Source organism: Peribacillus sp. Bi96 (assembly GCF_918698115.1).
Classification (GTDB): domain Bacteria; phylum Bacillota; class Bacilli; order Bacillales; family DSM-1321; genus Peribacillus.
Window position 1 is genome coordinate 361,167 of sequence record NZ_CAKKLV010000002.1, and the last position, 24,976, is coordinate 386,142.

A 24,976-nucleotide genomic window follows, 5' to 3' on the forward strand; every position below is an offset into this window, starting at 1 on the left:
ACCTATAAAAAAGAAATACACTCCTTACACCTTTCCTATTAAACTCCAAATGAGACATCCTCTATATACAAAGATTACATGACTAAGTATCTATAAAATGTATTCCGATAAAAACCATATTTTCTAATCCTTTATGCGCAATATAGAATAACACCATTTATTTCCTGCTTAAACACATTTTCTTTATAACTCAACATAAAGTTAATAGTAGAATGTTCGAATTCACCAAAAAGCGGAGGAAGATTAATGAATCAACTCTATACTATTCTCGAAGAGGCTCCATCGACCTCAACGGAATGTGTATGGGCTATATGGTTCTTATGGAAGGTTCAGCGTCCTTGCGTGAAGGTATCTGGAGTTGGGACAGGTTGTAACGGAACTGTATATTGCTTGAGTACGTGACCAAACATGGAAAGAAAACCTTTCTTGTATGTTGAATTCTATCAAAGAAGGTAAGACAATCATTCATCGGAAGTATTAGAGTTGATTGGAACTTATTAACAACAGACTGCCAAACAGAGCATGAATGTATCATGGAATCCAAAAAAATAAATGTTCATTACATATATAGGCAAATGACTACACAAAAATTCCGTTTAGTCATTTTTGGAGCTGGATTGGATGTAAACCCTATAGTCAGGGTGACGGCCACAAATCAACTCATCGAAATGTATAAAAGAAACCACAATTACGCCTTTGTTGCTTCTAGTTTACAACCTCCCATTCTAATTGATATAGATTTTTTTCCGAAATGAACCATTTACCAGGAGACCAAGGTGCAAAATAGATCCTTATGGAGAAGAGAGAAGTTGGGAAACTTGTTCCTTTATATGAGGAATAATGGTTTGTTGACATTGACAATATGAAAGAATACTTATTTTGGAAAAAATAGATAACCATTAAATAATATTGATAACGAGGAGATCTATATGGATATTATCGGAAAAGGGGTAATTCGTAAAGATGCATGGGATAAGGTCACGGGGCAAGCGATTTACACTGGGGACCATAACGAAACAAAAATTCTCCATGTTAAAAAGGTAATTAGTCCTTATGCACATGCACATATCAAAAATATAGACAAAACGAAGGCTCAAAAAGTTGCTGGTGTTCGAGCTATTATTACTGGTGGGAATTTACCGTTAACAGGAGAAGAAATTAGAGATCGGTACCCCATAGCTCAAGATAAAGTCCGATATCATGGAGAAGTTGTCGCACTTGTTGTTGCTGAAACACCGAAACAAGCAAAAATGGCTGCAGACGCCATTCAAGTGATTTATGATCCTTTACCTGTTATCAATTCACCAACATCAGCCTTTCAACCTAATTCTCCGATACTGCATCCGGATTTAAAATCCTATAAAAAAATTTCCGAGGTATTTCCCGAGCCTGGGACAAATATAGCAAATCGAACAAAAATCAGGAAAGGAAATAAAACAACAGGTTGGCAACAGAGCGAAATCATTATTGAAGAAAAGTTTTCTTTTTCTCCTTCTGATCATGCAGCCATGGAAACAAGATGTTCTTTAGCAGAAATTCACTCAGACGGTAAGGTCATAATCACTTCATCTTCTCAAGCTCCATTCATGATTAAGCGTTTGATTAGTGATTACTTTGGTGTGGAAATCGGGAACGTCATCGTAAACACTCCACTTGTTGGAGGCGGATTCGGAGGCAAAGCCTCGGTACAGCTTGAACTATTAGCCTATATCGCGTCAAAGGCCGTTAATGGAAGGTTAGTAAAAGTTGAAAATAGTCGCGAAGAGGATATTTTGACATCACCTTGTCATATCGGACTAGACGCTATTGTGAAATTAGGCTGTACACAATCTGGTTTGCTAAAGATGGCTGAAATGACGTATTTATGGGATGGAGGAGCTTATGCCGACAAGGCCACTGATCTAAGTCGTGCTGGAGCAGTTGATTGCACGGGCCCTTACCATATTGAAAATATTTGGTGTGATTCACTTTGTATGTATACAAATCATCCATACGCTTCGCCTTATCGTGGGTTTGCGCATTCAGAAGTATTATTTGCCTTTGAGCGGACTATGGATTCTCTCTCAAAAAAGCTCGGAATGGATCCACTTGAACTTCGTGAAATGAATGCCATACTCCCAGGGGATTCCACCCCGACGCAAGTTCAATTAAATTCTAGCTCGGTAGGTAATCTACCTAAGTGTATACAAGTGCTAAAGAAGAAAATGAATTGGGAAGAGGGTCAGTTAGTTAAAATAAACGAAAAGAAAATAAGGGCAAAAGGGGTTGCTTGTATATGGAAGACTTCTACAATTGATACCAACGCCGGATCTGGTGTCATTTTAACGTTTAATCCTGATGGAAGTGTAAACCTTATATCAGGATTAGTAGAAATCGGTACTGGAACGAAAACGGTATTGGCCCAGATTGTCTCAGATATATTAAAGCTCGATATTGATCGAGTTAACGTTCAGATGGAGGTAAATACTCAAAATACTCCAGAACATTGGAAAACTGTCGCAAGCCGTGGGACTTTCATGGCAGGGAGAGCAGCGATCAAGGCTGCTGAAGATGCACTTTTACAAGTAAAGAAACTCGCTTCCAGTGTGTTAAGAGTACCCGTTGAAGACATCGTCCTTGGTCATGAGAAGGTCTATGTCAGAGGGGAACCAAATATGGAGATTCCTTTTAACCAACTTGTATATGGGTATACATATCCTGATGGAAGTTCAGTTGGAGGTCAGATAATCGGCAGAGGGTATTATACCATTCCACACATTACAAATTTGAATCCCGATACAGGTGCAGGCAAACCAGGCCCTGAATGGACCGTTGGTGCACAAGGAGTAGAAATAGAGTATGACATAAGTGAATATACGTACAAGATAATAAGGGCAGTATCTGTCATTGATGCAGGAAGGGTTTTGAATCAAAAAACTGCAGAAGGGCAAATAATGGGTGCAATGAGCATGGGCTTAGCTTTTGGTGGGCGTGAAACCTTCTATTTTGATCGCCTGGGCAGAGTGTTGAATCCTCAATTCAGAACTTATAGGCCGTTAAGATATGGAGAAAACCCTGAATATATTTGTGAATTTGTAGATACACCACAATTGCCTACTATCATAGGACTTTGCCTCTACGCCAAAACATATGGTTTCACATAGCGATGATTTCGGACAAATAAACGTAATAATTAAGGGGTAGGGAACGTTTTTTAAAGAACAGTTCATTAACCTCTTAAATGACCACTGCATCAACTAATGCTCTCACGTTAATAGACACCTCTATTATGAAAGGAACTAAACAAATACCTGTAATAAAATGGGTAAATATAATCAGTGATACTTAAAGATTAGAACTTATAATGTAGAGAAGTGTGGATAAAGGAGAAAAGGTTTTGAAAAAATGAATTTGATTATCATTTACCACTCGGAATTTCTGAGAAAATTATTATAACAAAGACTTTTAACATATCCATAACTAAAACGGGAGCACCTTCAATATGCAACAAAGCGGCAGAACAATTAAAGAGAATTCGTAAAAGTACATGAATTCTGAGGTAGGAGAAAAAATGACTGATTATATTGAGCTTTGGAGACAGGCAATGGTAGATCATACAGGAAAAATACCTAACAGGCTAAAAGATGATGCAGCAGAAGAAGCTTTTTGGTCCTCCAGGGTTGCAGGAAAAAAACAACATGAACCAGATCCTTATGCAAAACTGGTGCAGCAAGAGTTAATGGCTTTATTAAAAACCGACGATCATGTATTGGAAATCGGCCCTGGGTGGGGCAATTATACATTTGATATTGCAAAAGAAGTCAAGAAGATAACTTGCATGGATAGTTCAAAAAGCATTATCAGTTTTTTGAAATCCCAGGCGAACGTGAAAGGTTTCGAAAACATGGAGTTGATTCATGATAAGTGGGAAAGTGAGACCAAAAGAGACAAATATGATGTGGTTTTTGGTTTTAATTGTTATTACCGTATGAAAGAAATCGGCCATACCTTATTAAAAATGAATGAGTCAGCAACCCGTTTAGTTATCGTGGGTATGACAACTGGACCAGAAAAACCTCATTATATGGAATTGAAGCAACGAGGATATACAATTAATGTAAGAAAGCGAGATTACATACACATCTTGAATGTTTTGTATCAACTTGGAATACTGGCGGACTGTAAGATCGTGAAATTGAAAAGCAAAAAAATCTATTCTACATATGAAGAATTGTACCGCGAAAATACGACAAAAATTCTAGATGAGGACTTTTCTCATGATGAAGTAAAAACAATCCTTGATAAATATGTCGAGGAAAAAGATGGAGTTTTCGAATACGAATATCCGTTTCATGCCGCTTTGATGTATTGGAATCCGAAGGGTAATTGAATATCTTGGTACCTTTTTCCTGAATACTTTTTCCTCTTTTTGAGGAACTTCAGGAAAAAGGTATTTTTATTTTAGTTATTCGCAAAATATATTAACAAGCCTACAAAAAATGAAGAGAAAACGGAGTGTGAGTGATAAATGAAAGAAATTACCGAAAAGAGATTTTGTGAAACGTGTAAAAAAGAGACAGTTCATACGGTAAGTGAAGATGCTTTTGAAATAGAATATTCCTGTAATGAGTGCAGTCAGCACCAAGAGATTTTCAAGACATTTTTTTAGAAATAGTCCAACGAATTTGAATGGGCTTGGAGATTCGTTAAAGATTGAGTCATTCGCAATCAGAAGTTTAAATTGCGAGGTTAAAAGTTCCACTAACTCCGATTTGCTTTGGTTTTTGAAAAATGACCAACAATTCAGGGAAGTATTCCTCTCCGATATTTTCTGCTTTTTTCCGTAGAGCGGAACGAAAATCCAGCTGAAACAATAGCTAATGCGCATCAAAACAAGTACACCTTCATAACTAGTCAATAGGTACATTCTGGTTTTACACCGTGCATTACCGAGGAGATATAAACATAGCAACGCAAAAAGCTGTGTTTTTCCCTAAGCAGGTCTACTAATTTATCAGGTGTATAAACCCATAACCCCCTTCACCGACCGTTGCTTTAAATTCAATTGAAAGACCAAGTGTCCTACCTGTTTCGAATGTTAATTTCCACTGCAGGCACTCGCTTTCCGCGGGCGGTCCGCTCTCGGCGCATTGCGCCTGCGGGGTCTCCCTTGGACGCGTATTCCCGCAGGGGTCTTGTACCTTCCGTTCCAATCAAATCAACTTTGTTTTAACATTTCGTGAGTACAAATCATCCAAATCCATTTGTACGGCGTGTTCATTTTAATCACAGTGTACAGAAAGTAAACATTGTATTTCAAAGTGATTTTATGGAGATGGTAAACAAAGATCTAGTATGTACAAAATCAGTGGATAATCGCATTCATTGTGCAATATTAATAGAGTTATTTAAAGAATTAAAAGGCGCGGAATTTGCTGGAACGTTGTATGGTGTCGTAACTGTTCAAGAACAAGTGGGCCAACTGGGAGCTGCAATGGTAGGTAATGCAATTGAGCCAGATTATGCAATCGTTCTAGATACTATCCCAGCAGGTGATACGCCGGATATAAATACGGAAGTATCACTTCCCGTCTACCTTGGGAATGGACCAGCTTGTCCTATTGCGGATGGGGTAAGAGGAACAATGGTATTCAACCACATCCATCCTAAAGTGCGAGAAATCATTGAAGAACAGGCAGCTAGAGTAAATGTATCATTGCAAATGATGACATTAGTCGGGGACGCCTATACGACGGATGCCGCAAGTTTGACTTCAGCGAATAAAGGGATACCGGTAGGGGTTGTATCAACACCGCGCAGATATTCCCACTCTCCAGTTGAATTGGTTAATCTCAATGATGCCGAAGGGGTGTTGAAGATCGTAAAAGGAATCGTGATGGATAATGGAGAGAAGGATTTAAATTTTATTTAATATATAGTTTTTTATACAGTTCATTAATTATAAAAGATTCGATTTGTTTTAAGCTTTCTAAGGATATAAGAGTATCGGAAGACCACCAATAACCGATCCAGAATGGGTATAATACGGCATTGTAATTAGTCGGAATAAAATGATTAGTTTTATAATAATCCAATTAAATGGACTGCGAAAAAGAAGATGCCAAAAAGACAGTACTCTGATTTGGAGTGTTGTCTTTTTGGCATTTATGGTATGTATGAACTTTTTTAGTGTCTAATATTATTTTTTGCTTTTTCTGTCTTCAGAGACGAGATCACCTGGACTGAGTCATACGCCAAGTAATGCACATCCGAAAAAAATGAAACTTTTCAAAACTTTACCTCACAATATGCAATATGTGATATATTGCATATTGTGAGGTAAATCAAAATAATAAGGAGGACATCGTCATTGGTACATTCAACACAAAAAATCAATCGTACTTCTGTACGTGAAGAAGCTTATACAATTTTAATGGATTGGATTGTCCAAGGGGCCCTCCTGCCAGGTCAACAATTACGTGATAAAGAATTAGCAGAACAATTAGGAGTTAGCCGTACCCCTATTAGAGAAGCATTGCTAAGGCTCGAAGATGAGGGATTTGTAGAAACTAAGCCAAGTCGTTCAACCATTGTGTCCCCCATTCGGTTCGATGAGATATTAAACATTTATTCCCTAGTGTGGACACTTGAAAAGTTAGCCATGGAACAAGTTTTTGAAATCATTGAAGAAAAACACATACATGAGTTGGACGTTATCAATCAGCAGCTGAAAAAAGCAATGAACGAAGAAAATCAAAGTACTGCAGTACAGAAAGATAATGAATTTCACTCCATTTACAGCAATCTTTCTACAAATGATGAATTGAAGCGGATTCTCTCAGGACTAAAACGAAAACTTATACGAATTGAACTGTTTTATTTTAATCAAGTCAGCGATGTTCACCTTTCAATTGATGAACATGATCAGATTATAAAGGCATTAAGGCAAAGAAATCTCCCTTTGGTGCTTGAAACGATAGAAAAGAATTGGAAAGAAAGTTTTTATAGAATTCAAACGCACCAGGAGGATAAGAAAAATGGGGAAGAATAATATGCTAATCGATCCTCTAGTTTTATCGTCTTCAAGGAATAAAGGGATTGCTTTAGTCCTTACAGGCGCAGTATTATGGGGGGTATCTGGAACTGCGGCCCAGTATTTATTTCAACGCCAAGGATTCAGTCCTGAATGGCTCACGGTTGTTCGCTTATTGCTCTCAGGCGTTATCTTATTGGGGCTTGCGTATAAAAAGGAAAAACAACAAGTTTGGGGAATTTTGAAAGCTAAAACTGATCGCTTCCAAATCATCCTTTTTGCAATTCTGGGTATGCTTTCTGTCCAATACACATATTTTGCAGCAATCGAACATGGCAATGCAGCTACTGCCACTGTTCTTCAATACTTAGCACCCGCCATAATCACATGTTATATAGCATTTCGTTTAAAACGTTTTCCAACCAGTACTGTTAGTATTGCTGTGATAATAGCGATTCTAGGCACTTTTTTGCTTGTAACAGGGGGCAGTGTCCGAGCACTTTCCATATCGGGGTGGGCGGTGTTTTGGGGAATTACATCAGCTTTTTCACTGGCTTTTTATACATTGCAACCATATAAACTACTTTCAAAATGGGGTTCCATGATTGTTGTTGGATGGGGCATGTTAATTGGCGGCATTGCTTTTAGTTTCATTCATCCTCCATGGGCATTTGAAGGAAATTGGACGATTTCTTCCCTTATTGCCGTTCTGTTCATCATCATTTTCGGGACGATCATCGCCTTTTATTTTTATTTGGAAAGTACAAAATACATCTCTGCTTCCGAGGTTAGTTTATTTGCATCGGTTGAGCCATTATCCGCTACATTTATTTCCGTTATCTGGCTAAATGTAACATTCGGTTTCGCCGAGTGGCTTGGTACACTTTGCATTATTATCACCATTACGATTTTATCGTTAGTAAGAAACAAATAAAGCTGGTTTTCAAATAGGCATAGTGTATATATTTGTAAAGCTAAATAAATCTAATAAACAACAAATCTAGTTAAAATGAGTTATTATATCTATCCACGCCGTTTTTTAAAAGCAATTTCACATCATGTGAATTGCTTTTTTTGAATCTCGAATTGTAAAAGGGCCCAGAACTGAATGTTAAACCGACTCAACTAGAAAAACGCGGTGGAGCATATTACAGTGAAGCGGCGTGCAGTCTCATCAATTCAATTTATAACGATAAGCGGGATCTACAGCCAATTAACACACGTTATAACGGAGCGATTGCTAGTATTCCAGACGAATCAGCCATCGAAATCAACTGTGTGATCACAAAGGAAGGACCAAGACCCATTGCCCTCGGCGACCTGCCAGTGGCAGTCCGGGGACTTGTCCAGCAAATTAAATCTTTTGAAAGAATGGCTGCTGAAGCTGCCGTTACAGGAGATTATCATAAAGCATTGGTAGCAGCGATGACCATTAATCCTCTCGTACTATCAGACACCATCGCAAAAAAATATTGGATGAGATGCATGAAGCGCATAAAGAAGATCTGCCGCAATTGTTTAATGAAGTGAAATCTTAGATTTAGGACAATGTGATGATAGGAAATGATGACCCCTGTTAATAGGGGTCATCTTATTTTTACCACTACTAAATGGTCATCCCTTATAGAAATAAATATGAATTTTCATAGAGCATCATTCACCCGCTTACTGAGAATAAATCAATCGCGATCTGCTATTTCCTACCTGAAATTGTATTTTGTTGAATGGATATAAGCATTTCCAATTAGTGTATATAATCATAATTGCCTTGCAGTTCACATAAATATATCAGAAAGAATTGTGGACATGGGAGGTAGGATTATGGAAGAAAACAATGGTTGGTTTCAATTAGAAGCAAAATCTCCCTTACCAAGCACAAAGCCCCTAAACAGAACTATATCCAAAAGTCCGTCGGTTCGAGAGCAAAGCATGCAAAAACAAGATCAGGAAACTGAAAGAACCGATGATCATATATCAGAGTCAGTAATACAGGCTAACGAAAATGATCAACAAAGACCCTTTGTGCAGGATACTGTAAAAGATGAAACAGGCAAAAGAAATCCCACGAATGACAATATATCAAAATTAAAAATACAGGCTAAGGAAATGATTCCTCAAAAGTCATCAGTGCAGGATACTGTGAAGGATGAACCGATCAAAAGGAATAGCCCTCCACAATGGGAAGGGGATATACCCGCAGCTTTCCATTCACAGACTGTAGGTAAAAGAGGTCCCGTTACTGAACAAGACAGTATTTTACATGAAACACTGGAGACTTTTGTCCATGAAAAAATCATAGAAAGGCCGGTGCACGTCAAAGGCTTTGGTGCTTTCGGTTACTTTGAGAACATGCATTCCATGGCGGAATATACAAAGCTTAGCTTCTTGCAAACTCCTGGACAGCAGGTTCCAGTCACTGTAAGGTTTTCGCTTGCCGTTAGCACGAAAGGAACTCCGGATACTTCCCGAAATGTGCGCGGATTTTCCACCAAGTTTTACACGGAAGAAGGAATTTTTGATCTGATTTGCAACCATATTCCTGTGTTTTCCGTACGTGACGCCATACGTTTTCCAGAGTCCATCAAAGCCTTTTTGCCCTCGCCGAAAAACAATCTGATCGACCCCGAACGGTTTTGGAGTTTTGTTGCCAGAGCGCCGGAATCCACTCATTTTGTTGTCAGGCTCTATTCTGACGCAGGCACGGTAAAAAGTTTGCGCCATATCCCTGGCCATAGTGTGAACACCTACGTCTGGAGAAACGACCAAGGCGTTCGCCATTATCTGAAATACCACTGGGTTCCTCTTGCTGGCGAGCAGTATATAGACAGTAAAGAAGCCGCCAGGTGGAATAGCGAGAATCCCGATATTGCAGGCAAGGATTTGTATGATACCATTGCAGCGGGAAAGACCGTTGAATATGGGCTTTATGTGCAGCTTATGAATCCTGATGACGAGGCCACTCTTCCCTTTGATCCATTGGATGATACCAAGGTCTGGGATGAACGGCAGTACCCTTTGATACCGGTTGGCCGGATGGTATTGAACCGCAATCCGGACAACTATATGGAGCAGGTAGAGAAAGTGGCTTTTTCGCCGTCTAATCTTTTGGAAGGAGCGGAACTATCAGACGATAAGATGCTGCAGGGACGCGCAAACATTTACACGGATTCACAGCGTCGGCGGATCGGTCCGGATTTTCGGGGAATACCCGTTAACGATCAGAAAGACTGGACGCCGGCTTCACTTATAACAAGCGGAGAAGGAAGATATGTAGAGGGTCATCTCGTAAGGTCCGACCTGTCCAAACAGGACGATTTCATACAGGCCGGCCAGTATTATCAAACTCTGTCTCCTGCGGGTCAAGAACATCTGGTAAACAACCTTTCCGCCGATCTTGCCGGGATATCCCATGAGACGCGAAGCATGGTCCTGACCTATCTGAATAATGCGTCAGCGGAACTGGGGGAACGGGTTACCCGGCAAATTGAAAGTCAGTCAAATGAATAATTCTTTGGATATCACGGTGAATGGTAAAAGGTGACAGGGGAGGGTGCTATGATAAAAAATAGCACCCTATTCATATGTTTCAACAAAATAATTATCATTCTGCAGGGGTGAATCGATCAACACTCGATGTGCAACAGATGACTATCAAAAACTAACTCTACATACGGATATTAAGGTTATTTATTGTACAAAGGAAAGGTAAGTGAAGAAGGGATAGAGCTGCTTTATAGAATTTATACAAACCGGATGATTGATGGTGTGGGGGAGGTACTCATTGAAAACAATTCAAAAGATGTATGAGCATGTAAATTGGGCTAATCCATGCATTCTATATACGTTACAAAATGTTGAGGGTGACAACCAATAGTTGAAAAGATTATTTTCTCATATCCTTTATGCAGAACAAGTATGGGTAACTAGATTAAAAGGAATGGACAGTTAACATTGCCTATATGGTCGGAAGGTGATATAGCGATTTGTGTAAAACTTAATTAACAAAATGAAGAAAACTTCAAAACATTTCTCATTATCCAGCTAACACAGATTTTATTACATTTGTAAGATAAAATCATAGTAAGTGTTGTACTGCAAACAAGCAGATGTACTAATTAGTACATCTGCTTGTTTATTTTTTATTTAACACCCGTTATAATTAAGGTTTTTTAGTGATTGAATCTCATTGAATGCTTGTTGAAGGTTTGCTTTCGAGTTTAATTTAGTTAAATTGATTTCGAGGCTCACCATTGTCTGGGCAACCTCTGGACGAATTCCTGTAATTATGGTCTCAACCCCAGTAAGAGTTAAGGCATCAATTACTTTAAATAGTTGATCGGCTACCATCGTATCAACAAGCAGAACTCCAGATACGTCAATGATAAGGTGAGATAGCTTTAGTTCATTAGAACGACTAAGTGTTTCTTCCATAAGTAAATGGGATCTTTCAGTATCTAAATTCCCGATCAACGGCAGTACACCTATACCTTTTGTAAGAGGAATAACCGGCACTGAAAGTTCCAAAAATGCACTTTTCGCATTTTCCAACGTTTTTTGAAAGGATTTTACATAGGTCAGGCTAAAACTATAAACAGCTCGGTCTAAGAGGGGGTCAAAGATATGGATGACGTCAAATACGGTAGATGCAGACATGTTTTTTTCTTTTACTTCTTTCTCAACGGCTTTCCATATATAGGTTCGGTAATAGCTCGTATCTTTTAACGCTTCGTCAAGTGGTGCTCCCAGCGTATAAAAGTATTCCCCAGTTTCTTTCCCCCATTGGAATATTTTTTGAAAGGATTTTTCATTGTCAGCATGTTCAATTAATGATTCACCGAATAAGCTAATTAAATTACCTCGAATGTCCAAAATATGTGCTTCTATTTGTTGAAACTCCTTTTTTTCCTGTTCGGTCATTTGGATTCCAGCCATTCTGTCTGTATGAACAGTGTGGGCAATTTCATGTTTCTTGTCTATAATCATTTTGCCTAACGTTATTAATTCATTGTTCACAAGGGCTTCCTCCAACCAATAATATAGATTACTTTTTTTACCTGCTCTTTATAATATAGTCTGTACCCCCTTTAATGAAAAGAAAAACTTTAGCGTTAGTGGGATAGAATAAGTAAGATCATTATCGCTTGTTAACTTATTAATAGTAAATTTTAATTGTCCTATATGCCATTCATTAATGTTTAGCAATAAAACAGTGAAACCGTGGGAAAAGGACCTCATGAAACGGTAGTGAAGCGGCTGAAAGCGGAAAATAAACCAAAGGAGATTGAGAGGTTCTCTATGTCGAAAGTTAAGGATATCAACTTAAAGGTAAACAGCAATAGAAGCCTATTTACTTGGAATGCTGCATCCCTAACCCGTTATATGATTGACAGCCTCTTTATTTTTGTTAAATTTAATCATGAATTTTTTTGTTCATTTAACCTAAACATAAAATAGTTTACACACACACATTTCGTATTCTTTCTTTTCGAATGATTATTAGACATTACCTAAAAGGTGGAGTGAAAAAGTGGAAAATCAAATTACTTACCTTCTAGAGCATTATGGGTACTTCGGAATAATATTTGCTTTAATCGGAGGTATTGTAGGACTTCCTATACCCGACGAGGTTCTCCTTACATATATTGGTTATAATGTATTTCAAGGTGAATTATCTTACTTAATTTCAATAGTAAGTGCCTTTGTAGGAGCAACTGTGGGGATTTCGCTTAGCTACTTCATTGGTTATAAATTTGGGCTGCCTTTATTAGAAAAGTTTGGACCCAAAATTCACATTACCGAACAAAAAATTAATAGAACAAAGAATTTGTTCAAGAAATTCGGACCTTATCTTTTATTATTTGGTTATTTTATTCCTGGGGTACGCCACCTTACAGCGTATATGGCAGCTGTCAATCGCTTCTCCTTTAGAAAATTTATTATTTACGCCTATGCTGGGGCATTAATATGGAGTTTTACTTTTATCACACTAGGCAGGATATTAGGCGAAAATTGGACCAATGTTGAACTGTATATTTCAACATACAGAATTTATTTGATAACGAGTATATTGGTCCTTACAATATTCTTTTATCTTTTATGGAAGAGAAGAAATCGATTAAGAAGGGGTATTTCATAAAAGTCGCTTTAAGGAGAAATATCGGGTTAATTGTCAAACTCATTGTATGTTTGAAGAATATATAGAAAATGCTCCAGGACGTCAGGGGGAACTACCTTGTTCAATCAGATAGTAAAAGCTGTGCCCAATTTATTTACGATTGGAAATTTATTGTGCGGTGTATTATCAATTACCTATATCATGAGTGGCTTTTTGGAAGTAGCATCGGTTTTAATTTTCTTTTCGGCTTTTTTAGATCTTTTTGATGGAAGGGTTGCAAGAAAATTAAAAGTGAACAGTGAATTTGGTGTGGAATTGGATTCCTTGGCTGATATTATTAGTTTCGGAGTAGCTCCTGCCATTCTATTTCATTCGATAGCAGCACCATCGATTTTAACGTCTTTGGCATTTATCCTTTTCCCAACGATGGGAGCATTAAGATTAGCTAAGTTTAGTGTTAAACCAACCATTGGATATTTTAAAGGATTACCTATTCCTGCTGCTGGATTACCTTTGGCTGGTATGGGATTCTTTTTATATAGCAATGCGTGGATTACTTTATTGCTTGCTTTCTTAATGGTAAGTCCAATTAGGGTAAAAAAACTTTAATTTAATTATTCATTGCAAAAAAGCTAATAACCTCTGAAAAACGTTGTAAGGCACTATAAAAATGTTCTTAATGCTGATATGTTGCTGAGGCAGCTCCTGCAAAAACAGGGTTGCTGGGCAGCTTTTTTTTTACTACAGGATAGTTCCATAAGGTATGCGTAAGAATGTATTATAAATACTAGGGGGAATAGAAATGATGAAAAAAGGTAAACACAATGCTGAACATTACTTATGGGGAGACAATTGTGATGGGTGGCATGTAGTGAAAAATCAAGATTTAAGTATCATTCATGAACGTATGCCTGCACATACATCTGAAATAAAACATTATCATCAACACGCACGCCAATTTTTCTTTGTCTTATCAGGTATAGCAACCATTGAGGTAGATGGTAAAGAGATTACTTTAAATCCGCAAGAGGGAGTGGAAGTTCCTCCTTTGGTGTCACACCAAATGTTTAACAAGTCAAATAATGAAGTTGAGTTTTTGGTGACTTCTCAGCCGACAAGTAAAGGTGATAGGATTTTAGTGGACTAAAACTAATAACGAGACGAACTCCTATTAGGCATCCAGCGTCCTTGGACAACCTTTTAAATCCATAAGCCGTGCATTTGGACATGGATGATTTAAAGAGGGTTTATGATGCCCTCGAAGGCTTAGATAAAGAGGGGAAATCTCTATTCAAACTGCTACAGTACACAAACATACATAACCAAGCAATAACCAAACTGTACAAAGTCCTTGAATGCAAATGGGGTTTTCTGTATATATCAAATGAAAAGGGGAATGTTTTATGAAAACAATTGGCCTTATTGGTGGAATGAGTTGGGAGTCATCGCTAGAATATTATCGTATTATTAATGAAGAAGTGAAAAACAAATTGGGAGGATTACATTCAGCCAAGTGCATTTTATACAGCGTGGATTTTGATGAAATCGAACGCTATCAAGCTCAAGGAGATTGGGAAAGTTCTGGTAAATTATTAGGGGATGTTGCTCAGTCTTTGGAAAAGGCAGGTGCAGAAATTATTGTGATTTGTACAAATACGATGCATAAAGTGATCGAATATATTGAAGAAAAAGTTAGTTTACCAATCCTGCACATTGCTGATTCGACGGCAAATCAAATTCAAAAGGCCGGAATAAGAACGGTGGGTTTACTTGGTACTAAATATACGATGGAGCAAGACTTTTATAAAACGCGAATTGAGTTTAATGGTATTAAGGTTTTAATACCAAATAATGAGGAAAGAAAAGTAATAAATAAGGTAATTTATGAAGAGTTATGTTTAGGGGAAATTCAACAATCATCAAGGGATTATTACAAAAAGGTTATCAAGAGGTTAGTTGATGATGGAGCTGAAGGAATAATATTAGGTTGCACAGAAATTGGATTATTAGTAAAACCAGAGGATTCAGAAGTACCCTTATTTGATACCACGGTAATTCATGCCGTTGAATCTGTTAATATGGCATTAGAAAACTAATGGGAAGGGCTGAAAATATATCGGAAACGATCGGTTCACTTTTTGCTGCTCCAATAACGGTAAGACAAATGGGATGAAGGGGAGGAGGCGTCCATTTCTCCCTTTTTTTTGAACTAAGATCGTTTGATTATCTAAATTAACTTGCTTCCATTATTATTAATTCTTGGCGTCTCATTCCTCATTACTAATTCTTTTGTGCCGCGGATGATGTTCTAAATAGGTCAATAATTTGTGAAGCTCCAATAAGGTCATATATATAGGTGGATTTTTAACAGCTTTAGGTGTTTGAATACCTGCTGAGTAGTCGGATTTCATGCAAACACCTAATGATTTATACACCAAATTCAGTCAAAACGACACATCCTGGACGATATAAGATCATCTAAGTCAAATGATCGGTAATGTACATCAGATAATTAGCTGCAGCTTGAACTGAACTCCTGGGAATTATTCAGTTCAACCGAAGGAACTATGTTTGAAACCATCTATTATGAGAACCAACCAACTTAAAGGAAGAACCATGAGAGTTATAGGAAGCAGGTGGCAGCTTGAGCGAAGTTAGGGGATACTAATGAAGAATATGAGAACTGAAGTTGTAATCGCTAAAATAATAATTTTTTTATTCTAGTTTACATAATATATATTATAGGAAGTTATATTTTCATTGTTGATTTTATCTCATATCTTAAGAATACTTAACTTAGTGAGACAAAATATGAAATTTTCAATTGTAACAATCCAATTTTATTTTTAAATCATTTTATCAAATGACTCATTAGATTTAACAAATATTAAATGATTGTTATTATATCATCTGATTTTAAACGGTCATTTTAGTATTTAAGATTGCCTTATAGAATTTCATATGAATAATTTGATCAAGCAATAATTTAAAATCTAAAGTAATTTAAATCGATATTTTTCACTCGATTCTTATCATTATCTGTTAATTGCCTGTAATCACTTTATAAAATCATTTTTAGGCCATGACATATTTTATTGGCGCAATTGATTCCATTAATGCACATTATTAGTGTTTACAATATTTTATCATTTCACTCTAATATTTAATTGTTTAGTTTTAGAGATAAAATTTAACGCTGTCACTTATGTATAACGTGAGCCTCTTCTCTTTCTCCCATTTTCCACCCATTCGTTATAATGCCTAATCAAAAACCATAAGGCATGACGTATTTTACAGATGACTATGAACAATCATAATTGTACCTTTGTTCATAGTCATGACCCGCACAGCGTTTTTAGGTACTTCGAAAAGGTATTAAGTTTTAAAATAATAACGTATGCCCCCTCCTATCAAATACGCAGCTATAACCATTGTTCCCCCCCCATCTTTTTCTTCTTTTTCCTGATTCTTTATGGACCTTTATTAAGTCGTGATTACAATAATCGCCATCAACATGTGTTTTGCTAAAGGTACATTTCCTGTATAATCATGCTTTTCTTGTTATTTTATTATATTGATATACAAAAATAGTGGCGAAATGAGAAAAATCACGGGTTAACACTTTGAAATAATTATATAAATATAACGATAACAACAACTAATCAAACGGTTTTTCATCTCAAAGGTTCCGCTTTCCAGCAAAAATGACAATATGGTGCTCTTTTTATCCCATAATTCTCACAAGACTTCTTAATGTTACTTTGCACTCGTTATAAAGCGATGATCCATTTTGATCAAGTATCCAGATTCAATTATATTTCAGCAACTTATAGAGAAATGTAGAATGACAAAAGAACAGATCGATCTTTTATCTTATAAAGCTCTAGCGTATTTGGGTAACACGCTAATTTACAGGTATTGAAACTGTGCAAAAAACCCCCATATAAAATAGCAAAGCATTTTATATGGGGGTTTTACGATTGTCATGAATATCGGTAGTGGCTCCTTCACATATTTCATAAATTTTATCGATGTATTGTTTCATGTAATTTTAAAAAGGATTTGAACAAGAAAAAAAGGAACATGAAATCGCATTGATCTCATGTTCCTTTTTGAACGAAGGGTTATTCATGTTCGAAGGGATTCGATACGGCTTTGGATGAATTCGAACGAGGTTTTTGCTTCTTGGACGATTTGGTTTATGAGTTCATTGACGGTCAAAACTTCTTTTATCAGGCCTACGGATTGACCGCAGGACCAGATGCCTCCGTCTAAATCGCCATCAAAGTATACTTTTTTGCTCCTTTGTCCCGTTATTAGCGGAATAAGGTCTTCTAAAGTGGCTCCTTCACTTTCAAGTTTGTCCACTTCTTTACTGACGCCATTTAATGCTACACGCGAACGACTGCCAATATTCCGTTGGATGACAACCGTATCCAGCTCATCGGCTGATACCATCCAGTTCTTCACGTTATCATGAATCGGCGCTTCTTGCGTGGCCATAAAGCGAGTTCCCATGACAATCCCTTCAGCATCGAGTGACAAGGCACTAATAAGGCCTCTGCCATCCGAAAATCCCCCGCCTGCTATTACAGGTATAGTAACGGAGTCAACTACTCTAGGGAGCATGACAAGCGTGCCTACATCCCCCATGCCAGGATGCCCCCCTGTTTCATTCCCTACAATAATTATAGCATCCACTCCTAATTTCTCTGCCGAGATTGCGTTTTTGACCCCCGCTACTTTATGTATCACGGTAAAGCCGTGCTCTTTAAGTTTAGGCATAATTCCTTCTGGACTTCGGCCACTCGTTTCAACAATTTTTACATTTTCATCAATTAAAATATCAATAAACTCATCATTTGGAGTTGGCGTTTGACTTGGAAATAGATTTAGATTTACAGCAAACGGTTTCTTCGTTAAAGATTTCACTTTGCGTACTTCATCACGTAGACCTTCGGGGGTCGCCTGTGTTTTGGAGGTTATGATACCTAGACCTCCTGCTTCGGATACGGCCGCTGCGAGCGGGGCTCGGCCAACTTGAAACATCCCACCGCATATAATCGGATATTCAATCCCTAATAATTCAGTAATTTTCGTTTTCATTTGCCATACTCCTTTCATTTTTCATGAATTTCTATAAATCTACTTTTCCTATATAATGTTCACACGCCATGGCTATATACCATACTTATGGAGCCGCTTATAAAATGTACTTCTTGGTATATCCATCAATTTAGCAGCGGCGGCGACATTTCCACTTGATTTTTGTAATGCCTCTAACATTAGATCTCGTTGAATTTTTTCACGGATCGTCAGTTCATTTTCCTTCTTGTAATTTTTATCGTCTTCCTTCAATGGTGGGGACTCATTACGCCTCGTAAGGGGCATCGAATTCATGGAATTAAACACTTCATAATCAACGGTCCCTTCTGCATGTAAGATGGTTAACCGCTGGAGAACATTCTGTAGCTCTCTTATATTGCCTGGCCAATTGTAATTCTTTAAACGATTCAATAAATCCTCCGTTAATGGAATATTCCAATTATTATTTGTGCACAAGTAGTTGACTAGATAAGGAATGTCTTCAATCCTTTCTCTTAAAGAGGGGACATGAATGGGGTAAACATTCAATCGATAGTATAAATCCTCGCGAAAGGACCCTTCATTGACAAGCTCCTCAAGCTTTCGGTGAGTCGCAGTGATAATGCGAATATCCAATGAAATGAGTTTAGAACCACCAAGCGGAACGATTTTTCTTTCTTGAAGTACACGCAGTAAAGCAACTTGCATCGCTAGGGGGATTTCACCGATTTCATCGAGAAAAATGGTCCCTCCATTAGCCTGCTCGAACTTTCCTTTGTACCCTTGCCGTTTAGCCCCTGTAAATGCACCTTCAACATACCCGAATAATTCACTCTCCATTAAATCTTTAGGGATGGCTCCGCAATTTATCGTGATGAACGGCCCATTTTTACGAGAGCTATTTTCATGAATAGCCATGGCAATAAGCTCTTTTCCAACGCCTGTTTCACCAGATATATACACATTCGCTTCTGTCGGTGCAACAAGATTCACTTTATGTAATGTGTTTTGAAAGGATTCACTAATCCCTCTTTCTCCTTTGAAGCTAAACACCTCAGAAGGCATGGAAGCTGGAAAGAGTCTATTGGTTTTATGACCTTGCTTCTCTGATAAGAATAAACATTTACCGGAAATCTTATTATCTTCTTTAGATAGCAGCGGGTTTTCCTTAACAATTCGATATCCATGGTTTAATAGATCTATCAATGTCATACCGATGGATTGAGGAATTTTTTTACGGACCTGTTTGCTGGCCGAAATGATCATTTCTTTATGATTACAAACGATAAAGGGCTGTTCTGGATAGGTTTCTGCAAGTTCTATGGACTGCTGGGTCAGAGCCAGCTCTCTTTTATATGAACGAACTCCCATTTCCTGTTCGATCGTATACGCCAAATTGGCTACCATACCCAGCATGGACGGATGGAAATATTCTACTGGACACGATATATCCAAAACGCCCATTATCATTCCGTCTTCATTTAAAATGGGCATTGCAGAACAACTCCATTTATGTGAGGCAATGGAATAGTGTTCAGTACCTTGGATCATGACGGCTTCTCCCGTTTTCAAAGCTGTTCCAATGGCGTTTGTTCCCACCTCACCCTCTGTCCAGCATACACCTTCGACAAAGTTTATTCTGCCTGCCTCATCCAGGATTTTCTCGTTTCCGGAAAGTGAGAGGACATATCCATCAGGATCAACTAATAAAGCCATCATTCCCGATTCTTTTATGGATTGATTCATCCTTATTAATTGGGGCGATGCTACTTCTAACAGGAAGGAGTTCTTTTCTCTTTGAATGTTCAATAATTCATTTGTCAATATGTGCTCGGCTTTATTGAGATATGGGTTGACTTGTTCTTTTTTACAGCGATGCCAAGATTCCATTATTCGCTTGTTCAGACGATTTGAATCGAGAACCCCTTCACTGACAAAGCGTTCCCATGTACGCAGATAACAACTAGTGGATAGCATATGATCCTCCTCTAATCATTTGGTTTAAACCTTCATATGAAATGAAAATATGTTAGTCAATCAAGAGAAAAAAAACCATGGAGTAATAAAAAAGGATGTTGATCGAGGTCCACTTAATTATAGTAGATTATGTATACGCTTACAATATATAGAGTTTAGTTTATCAAAAAAAAGCTTCACGTGATGATTCACATGAAGCTTCCCAATCATACCATCCGTTTATGAAAAAATGACTCCTCCATCAATCATGATGGATTGTCCTGTCATATAATCAGAATCAGGTGAAGCAAGATAAGATACGAACTTCGCAACATCTTCTGGGGATTCGGAGCGTCCTAAGGTTATGGAATCAGTAAACTTTTTGAATGTTTCCCCTTTAGCAAGATTCATATATTGACCCATTTTTTCATCAATTAGCTCCCACATTTGCGTCCCGACAATGCCTGGACAGTATGCATTCACCGTAATGCCGAACTGGGCCAATTCTTGTGCTGCCGCTTGTGTAATGCCTCTTACGGCGAATTTTGTGGCCGAGTATGTACCAAGTAAACTAAAGCCTTTATAACTGGCGATGCTGGCAGCACTTATAATTTTCCCTCCTTCTTGCTTTTTCATTTGTTCAGCAGCGGCTTGCAGGCAAAAAAGTACACCATTTACATTGATATTGAAAATCTGTTCAAGATCCTCTTGAGTTACTTCCAAGAGTGGCTTGATTTGAGCAATTCCTGCATTTGAAACCATAACATCCAGTTGCCCAAAACGTTCCACAACTTGATCGACCATTTCGAATACTTCCCGTCTATCGCTTACATCCGCTTTAATAGCAAAGCTTTCACGTCCTAGTTCCTTAATTTCATTTGCGACCGATTCGGCCGTATCCAGATTGACGTCGTTAATCACTACATTCAATCCATCTTGAGCTAATCTTAGAGCAATGGCACGTCCGATACCGCGTCCTGCACCAGTGACAACCGCCGTTCGTTGAATGCTTGCCATACAATCCCCCCTTTTAATCATTTATATCCAATGACTGTATTAAGAATGTACAGCTTGACCAACAACATTTAATAGAGCCTCATGGATGGATTCCGATAAGGTTGGATGTGCCGCTATTAAATCTTCCAACATATCTGTCGTTATTTCTGCATGCAGCATGATCGTTCCTTGACCAATTAGTTCTGTTGCATGTTGACCAACGATGGAAAAGCCTAAAATCTCGTTAAATTGAGGATTCACAAGGACTTTGACCTTTCCAATCTGTTTATTGGAAATGGCCGCTTTCCCATTTGCTGAAAAAGCAAATTCCCCAACTTTAATCTCCCCATAAATGTTCCTCGCTTCTTTCTCCGTTAAGCCTACACTGGCAATCTCCGGCGAGGTATAAATGCATCGAGGGATCGCCCGATAATTAACCTGGGCCAATTGACCACAGGCATTCAAAGCAGCTACCCGACCCTCATGAAATGCTACATGGGCAAGTTGGATGCCCCCTATCACATCACCACAGGCATAAACCGAAGAATTACTAGTTTGCATGCGATCATTCACCTTGATGCCAAAACGGGAAAAATCAATATTGTGGCCCTCTAAGTCCATTCCATTCACTCGTGGTTTTCTCCCTATTGAAACCAGTACATAATCAGCATGAAATTCTTCCATTCTACCATCTTCTTTTTCCCAAAATACCTTTTTACTCGTTGTATTTATGTTTTTTACGGATGTCGAGGTATGGACTGTTACTCCTTGGCTAATCAATTCTTGATGCAGGATGCTCGAGATATCATCATCTTCCCCTGGAAGTAACTTTTCCCCCATCTCGATAATGGTTACCTTGGTGCCAACCCTGCTATAAATACTGGCAAATTCGCAGCCGATGACGCCCCCTCCGATAATTAAAAGTGAATCGGGAATGACTGGAAGTGACATAGCTTGACCACTGTGGATGATCCATTCACCATCAAACGGAGCAAAAGGTAATGGGATTGGTTCAGATCCCGTTGCAATGATGATCTTACTAGCTTCAATTTCCTCAATGGTATTTCCGTTCTCGATCCTTAGTCGAGAGCTCGACAGGAATGATGCTTTTCCCTGTATGACTTTTATTTTATTCTTACTCATTAAATATTGAATGCCGTGCACGAGATTAGATATGACACCATTCTTTCGTTCTTGAACAGCTTCCCAATCGATTTCAATTAAATTGGAGGGAAGGCGAATTCCCATCTGGCCGGCATTTTTCACCATTTCATACGTATCGGCACTTTCTAATAATGACTTCGTTGGCATGCACCCTTCGTTTAAACAAGTTCCCCCCAAATGCCCTTCGACTACCAGTATGACCTCCTTATCCTGCTGGGCAGTAGTGATTGCCGCTACATACCCAGCAGGACCTCCACCTATAATAGCTATACGATCCAAGAGCTTTCCCTCCTTTTCTATAAAATTACGGTGAGCGGCTCTTCCAAATACCGTTTAATGGTTTGTAAAAAGGCAGAAGCGGGAGCTCCGTCGAGTACACGGTGATCAAAAGTTAAACTGAGTGGCAAGATCGTTCTCCGTTCCAATTCATCGCCAATATACAGCGGGGTATCAAAAGCAGAACCAATTCCAAGGATTCCTGTTTCCGGTGTATTCAGAATCGGTGTAAAGTGCTCGACTCCAAAGGCCCCCAGGTTACTGATCGTAAAAGTTGAACCTTGCATGTTTTCACTAGGCAATTGACTGTCGCGTGCACGCTTAGCCAGCTCCTTACCCTTATCTGCTAACTGCCTTAGTGTACAGGCTTCCGCATTTCTTATGACTGGAACAACTAAACCCTTTTCCAAAGCAACAGCCACGCCTAGATGGATAGGCTCAAACAAATGGATTTTGTCATCTACATAAGCACTGTTCATTTTAGGGTGCTCCTTCAGTGAAAGTACGACAGCTTTGGCAACAAAATCCGTTATTGTCAGTTTACTTGATTCATGTTTTTGTAATATTTCAGTAGCTTGTTTTTGTAATATAATTAAATCGGTAATATCAGCTTTCATGGTGAGAGTTAATTGAGCACTGGTTTGCAAGCTATTCTGCATACGAGTGGCAATGATTTTCCGCATCCCATTTACAGGAATCTCTTGTGCTTTGTCTAAGGAATGCGCCTGGACGAAGATACTTTCTTCCTTATTTTCTGGCTTTAAATCAGGCTTCATAGCTTTCTGTACATCATCTTTTGTGATTCTTCCGCTTGGGCCAGTCCCTTGAATTTTTTCAATATCTAGATTAGCGGCCTGTGCCATTTTCCGTGCAACCGGGGTGATCATCACTCGTTCACCCCTTGGCAAAATCGGTGACTCTGTCGTTTTCAGCTTTTCGTGTTCAGGAATTTCCTGCTCGTTTTCTTTAGCAACAGGCTCATCAATCATAATTTTTTCATTCGGATTTCCGATATAACAGATAACGGTTCCTGGAGGTACACCCTGTCCTTCTTGAACAGCTATGTTCAGAATGGTTCCTTCTGCAGGAGATTCAATATCCATTTCTATTTTCTCCGAGTTAATGCTTGCGATTGCTTCACCTTTTTCAACCGGATCCCCAACCTCCTTACTCCATAACGAAACAGTGCCCTCTTTCATCGCCATGCCCAATTTCGGCATTACCACTTCGACCGCCATATCTTTTATCTCCCTTCAAATTTGTTTTGGTGTCTATAATGGATGTTCTTGCTCCAACTTATGATAAGCTGGAGCTTGATGTTGAGTAAATTAAACCCCAAGAATGGAAGGCTCTCCCAACAATTCTGAAACGACTTGGATCACTTTTTCTGATGTTGGAAGATATATATCTTCAAGTGGAGGTGAAAAAGGTACTGGTGTATGTGGAGCAGTAATCCTTTTTATTGGCGCATCGAGCGTATCAAATCCTTTATCCGCAACCAATGCGGCAATATCGGTCGCCATGCTGCACCTTGGATTCGCTTCATCCATAACGATTAACCGATTAGTCTTGGCTACAGAGGAGAGAATTGTTTCTTCATCCAGTGGTGACAAGCTACGTGGGTCTACAATTTCAACTTCAATGCCTTTACCTGTAAGTTTTTGGGCAGCCTCCATTGCCGTGTGAACTTGTTTACCGATGGCAACAATCGTCAAATCCGAGCCCTTCCTTTTAATTTCAGCTTTACCGATTGGGATGGTATAGTAGCCTTCAGGGACCTCTCCTACCATGTTATACAGCGTTTTATCTTCGAAAAAAATGACTGGATCATTATCCTCAATGGCTGAGAGTAACAGCCCTTTTGCATCATAAGGGGAAGATGGTACGACCACTTTCAATCCAGGAATGCTTGTAAACAAGGCATAAAGGCTCTGTGAATGCTGAGCTGCAGCCCTGAATCCTGCACCATGCATCGTACGGATCGTCACGGGTACCTGGGCTTTGCCCCCAAACATATACCGAAACTTCGCACCTTGATTTAATACTTCATCCAAACAGCTGCCAATGAAATCGTTGAACATTAACTCGGCAATCGGACGTAAACCCGTTGAAGCCGCTGCCATGGCCGCTCCCATATAACCTGCTTCTGCAATAGGTGTATCAAGGATCCTGTCTCGACCAAATTCTTGAACCAATCCTTTCGTGACACCTAAAACACCGCCCCATGCTTCGTCATCCTGCAGATGGTCAACTTCTGCACCCCCGGCTACATCTTCTCCCATAAGGATGACATTTTCATCCTTTCTCATGGCAAGGGCCATTGCTTCATTTATCGCTTGTGACATACTGATTTTCCTGCTCATCCTAATTCC

The 24,976-nt window shown here is 38.7% G+C and carries 17 protein-coding genes and 1 pseudogene; 11 read left to right on the top strand and 7 right to left on the bottom strand.

Annotated features, from left to right (window positions below; translation table 11 throughout):
• Nucleotides 1-929: 929 nt before the first annotated feature.
• The 7 genes and pseudogenes from LQ203_RS04175 (at nucleotide 930) to LQ203_RS04205 (ending at nucleotide 10,519) form a co-directional block, all read left to right on the top strand.
• Nucleotides 930-3,143 (top strand): xanthine dehydrogenase family protein molybdopterin-binding subunit, encoded by a 2,214-nt coding sequence (locus LQ203_RS04175; protein ID WP_230155962.1) that lies wholly within the window; start codon nucleotides 930-932, stop codon nucleotides 3,141-3,143.
• Nucleotides 3,144-3,550: 407 nt separating this feature from the next.
• The gene (locus tag LQ203_RS04180; RefSeq protein ID WP_230155964.1) at nucleotides 3,551-4,369 is read left to right on the top strand and encodes a methyltransferase domain-containing protein; all 819 of its coding nucleotides are present in this window, start codon (nucleotides 3,551-3,553) and stop codon (nucleotides 4,367-4,369) included.
• 849 nt (nucleotides 4,370-5,218) lie between these two features.
• Nucleotides 5,219-5,911 carry a hypothetical protein gene (locus LQ203_RS04185; RefSeq protein ID WP_290370519.1) on the top strand — a complete coding sequence of 231 codons (693 nt, stop codon included), beginning with the start codon at nucleotides 5,219-5,221 and terminating at the stop codon, nucleotides 5,909-5,911.
• A 438-nt stretch (nucleotides 5,912-6,349) separates the two neighbouring features.
• Nucleotides 6,350-7,030, top strand: a complete 681-nt coding sequence (locus tag LQ203_RS04190; protein ID WP_230155967.1) for a GntR family transcriptional regulator — start codon at nucleotides 6,350-6,352, stop codon at nucleotides 7,028-7,030.
• A gap of 1 nt (nucleotide 7,031) precedes the next feature.
• Nucleotides 7,032-7,946, top strand: a complete 915-nt coding sequence (locus tag LQ203_RS04195) for an EamA family transporter (protein ID WP_230156148.1) — start codon at nucleotides 7,032-7,034, stop codon at nucleotides 7,944-7,946.
• A 149-nt stretch (nucleotides 7,947-8,095) separates the two neighbouring features.
• A pseudogene (locus tag LQ203_RS04200) lies at nucleotides 8,096-8,550 on the top strand (6-phospho-beta-glucosidase); the annotation flags it as partial.
• Nucleotides 8,551-8,833: 283 nt separating this feature from the next.
• On the top strand, nucleotides 8,834-10,519 hold the full coding sequence (locus tag LQ203_RS04205; RefSeq protein ID WP_230155969.1) for a catalase: 1,686 nt from the start codon (nucleotides 8,834-8,836) through the stop codon (nucleotides 10,517-10,519).
• Nucleotides 10,520-11,155: 636 nt separating this feature from the next.
• On the opposite strand, the gene LQ203_RS04210 is transcribed toward LQ203_RS04205, so the two are convergent.
• The gene (locus tag LQ203_RS04210) at nucleotides 11,156-12,025 is read right to left on the bottom strand and encodes an STAS domain-containing protein (RefSeq protein WP_230155970.1); all 870 of its coding nucleotides are present in this window, start codon (nucleotides 12,023-12,025) and stop codon (nucleotides 11,156-11,158) included.
• Nucleotides 12,026-12,539: 514 nt separating this feature from the next.
• On the opposite strand from LQ203_RS04210, the gene LQ203_RS04215 reads away from it, so the two are divergent.
• From LQ203_RS04215 to LQ203_RS04230, 4 genes are all read left to right on the top strand, one after another.
• Nucleotides 12,540-13,148 carry a DedA family protein gene (locus tag LQ203_RS04215; protein ID WP_230155971.1) on the top strand — a complete coding sequence of 203 codons (609 nt, stop codon included), beginning with the start codon at nucleotides 12,540-12,542 and terminating at the stop codon, nucleotides 13,146-13,148.
• Between the two features lie 96 nt (nucleotides 13,149-13,244).
• A complete protein-coding gene (gene pssA, locus LQ203_RS04220) occupies nucleotides 13,245-13,736 on the top strand; it encodes a CDP-diacylglycerol--serine O-phosphatidyltransferase (RefSeq protein WP_230155973.1) in 492 nt (163 codons plus the stop codon).
• 196 nt (nucleotides 13,737-13,932) lie between these two features.
• On the top strand, nucleotides 13,933-14,274 hold the full coding sequence (locus LQ203_RS04225) for a cupin domain-containing protein (RefSeq protein ID WP_230156149.1): 342 nt from the start codon (nucleotides 13,933-13,935) through the stop codon (nucleotides 14,272-14,274).
• 256 nt (nucleotides 14,275-14,530) lie between these two features.
• The gene (locus LQ203_RS04230; RefSeq protein WP_230155975.1) at nucleotides 14,531-15,223 is read left to right on the top strand and encodes an aspartate/glutamate racemase family protein; all 693 of its coding nucleotides are present in this window, start codon (nucleotides 14,531-14,533) and stop codon (nucleotides 15,221-15,223) included.
• 2,032 nt (nucleotides 15,224-17,255) lie between these two features.
• Here the strand turns inward: LQ203_RS04230 and LQ203_RS04235 are convergent.
• The 6 genes from LQ203_RS04235 to LQ203_RS04260 all read right to left on the bottom strand — a co-directional run bounded on the left by LQ203_RS04235 (nucleotide 17,256) and on the right by LQ203_RS04260 (nucleotide 24,967).
• Nucleotides 17,256-18,233 carry a nitronate monooxygenase gene (locus LQ203_RS04235; protein ID WP_230155978.1) on the bottom strand — a complete coding sequence of 326 codons (978 nt, stop codon included), beginning with the start codon at nucleotides 18,231-18,233 and terminating at the stop codon, nucleotides 17,256-17,258.
• Between the two features lie 72 nt (nucleotides 18,234-18,305).
• Nucleotides 18,306-20,189 (bottom strand): sigma-54-dependent Fis family transcriptional regulator, encoded by a 1,884-nt coding sequence (locus tag LQ203_RS04240; protein ID WP_230155980.1) that lies wholly within the window; start codon nucleotides 20,187-20,189, stop codon nucleotides 18,306-18,308.
• A gap of 219 nt (nucleotides 20,190-20,408) precedes the next feature.
• Entirely contained in the window at nucleotides 20,409-21,176 is a 768-nt protein-coding gene (locus LQ203_RS04245) for an acetoin reductase (protein WP_230156150.1), read from the bottom strand.
• Nucleotides 21,177-21,224: 48 nt separating this feature from the next.
• Nucleotides 21,225-22,607 (bottom strand): dihydrolipoyl dehydrogenase, encoded by a 1,383-nt coding sequence (gene lpdA / locus LQ203_RS04250; RefSeq protein WP_230155981.1) that lies wholly within the window; start codon nucleotides 22,605-22,607, stop codon nucleotides 21,225-21,227.
• A gap of 17 nt (nucleotides 22,608-22,624) precedes the next feature.
• Complete coding sequence (locus LQ203_RS04255; protein ID WP_230155982.1) at nucleotides 22,625-23,842, bottom strand: dihydrolipoamide acetyltransferase family protein; 1,218 nt, start codon at nucleotides 23,840-23,842, stop codon at nucleotides 22,625-22,627.
• A gap of 90 nt (nucleotides 23,843-23,932) precedes the next feature.
• The gene (locus tag LQ203_RS04260) at nucleotides 23,933-24,967 is read right to left on the bottom strand and encodes an alpha-ketoacid dehydrogenase subunit beta (protein WP_230155983.1); all 1,035 of its coding nucleotides are present in this window, start codon (nucleotides 24,965-24,967) and stop codon (nucleotides 23,933-23,935) included.
• Nucleotides 24,968-24,976: the final 9 nt, after the last annotated feature.

Excerpts from the sequence above, each read along its gene's own strand:
- LQ203_RS04175 (WP_230155962.1), top strand. The coding sequence starts at position 930 with ATGGATATTATCGGAAAAGGGGTAATTCGTAAAGATGCATGGGATAAG.
- LQ203_RS04205 (WP_230155969.1), top strand. The coding sequence starts at position 8,834 with ATGGAAGAAAACAATGGTTGGTTTCAATTAGAAGCAAAATCTCCCTTA.
- LQ203_RS04230 (WP_230155975.1), top strand. The coding sequence starts at position 14,531 with ATGAAAACAATTGGCCTTATTGGTGGAATGAGTTGGGAGTCATCGCTA.
- LQ203_RS04225 (WP_230156149.1), top strand. The coding sequence starts at position 13,933 with ATGAAAAAAGGTAAACACAATGCTGAACATTACTTATGGGGAGACAAT.
- LQ203_RS04235 (WP_230155978.1), bottom strand. The coding sequence starts at position 18,233 with ATGAAAACGAAAATTACTGAATTATTAGGGATTGAATATCCGATTATA.
- LQ203_RS04255 (WP_230155982.1), bottom strand. The coding sequence starts at position 23,842 with ATGGCGGTCGAAGTGGTAATGCCGAAATTGGGCATGGCGATGAAAGAG.
- LQ203_RS04180 (WP_230155964.1), top strand. The coding sequence starts at position 3,551 with ATGACTGATTATATTGAGCTTTGGAGACAGGCAATGGTAGATCATACA.
- LQ203_RS04195 (WP_230156148.1), top strand. The coding sequence starts at position 7,032 with ATGCTAATCGATCCTCTAGTTTTATCGTCTTCAAGGAATAAAGGGATT.
- LQ203_RS04240 (WP_230155980.1), bottom strand. The coding sequence starts at position 20,189 with ATGCTATCCACTAGTTGTTATCTGCGTACATGGGAACGCTTTGTCAGT.
- LQ203_RS04260 (WP_230155983.1), bottom strand. The coding sequence starts at position 24,967 with ATGAGCAGGAAAATCAGTATGTCACAAGCGATAAATGAAGCAATGGCC.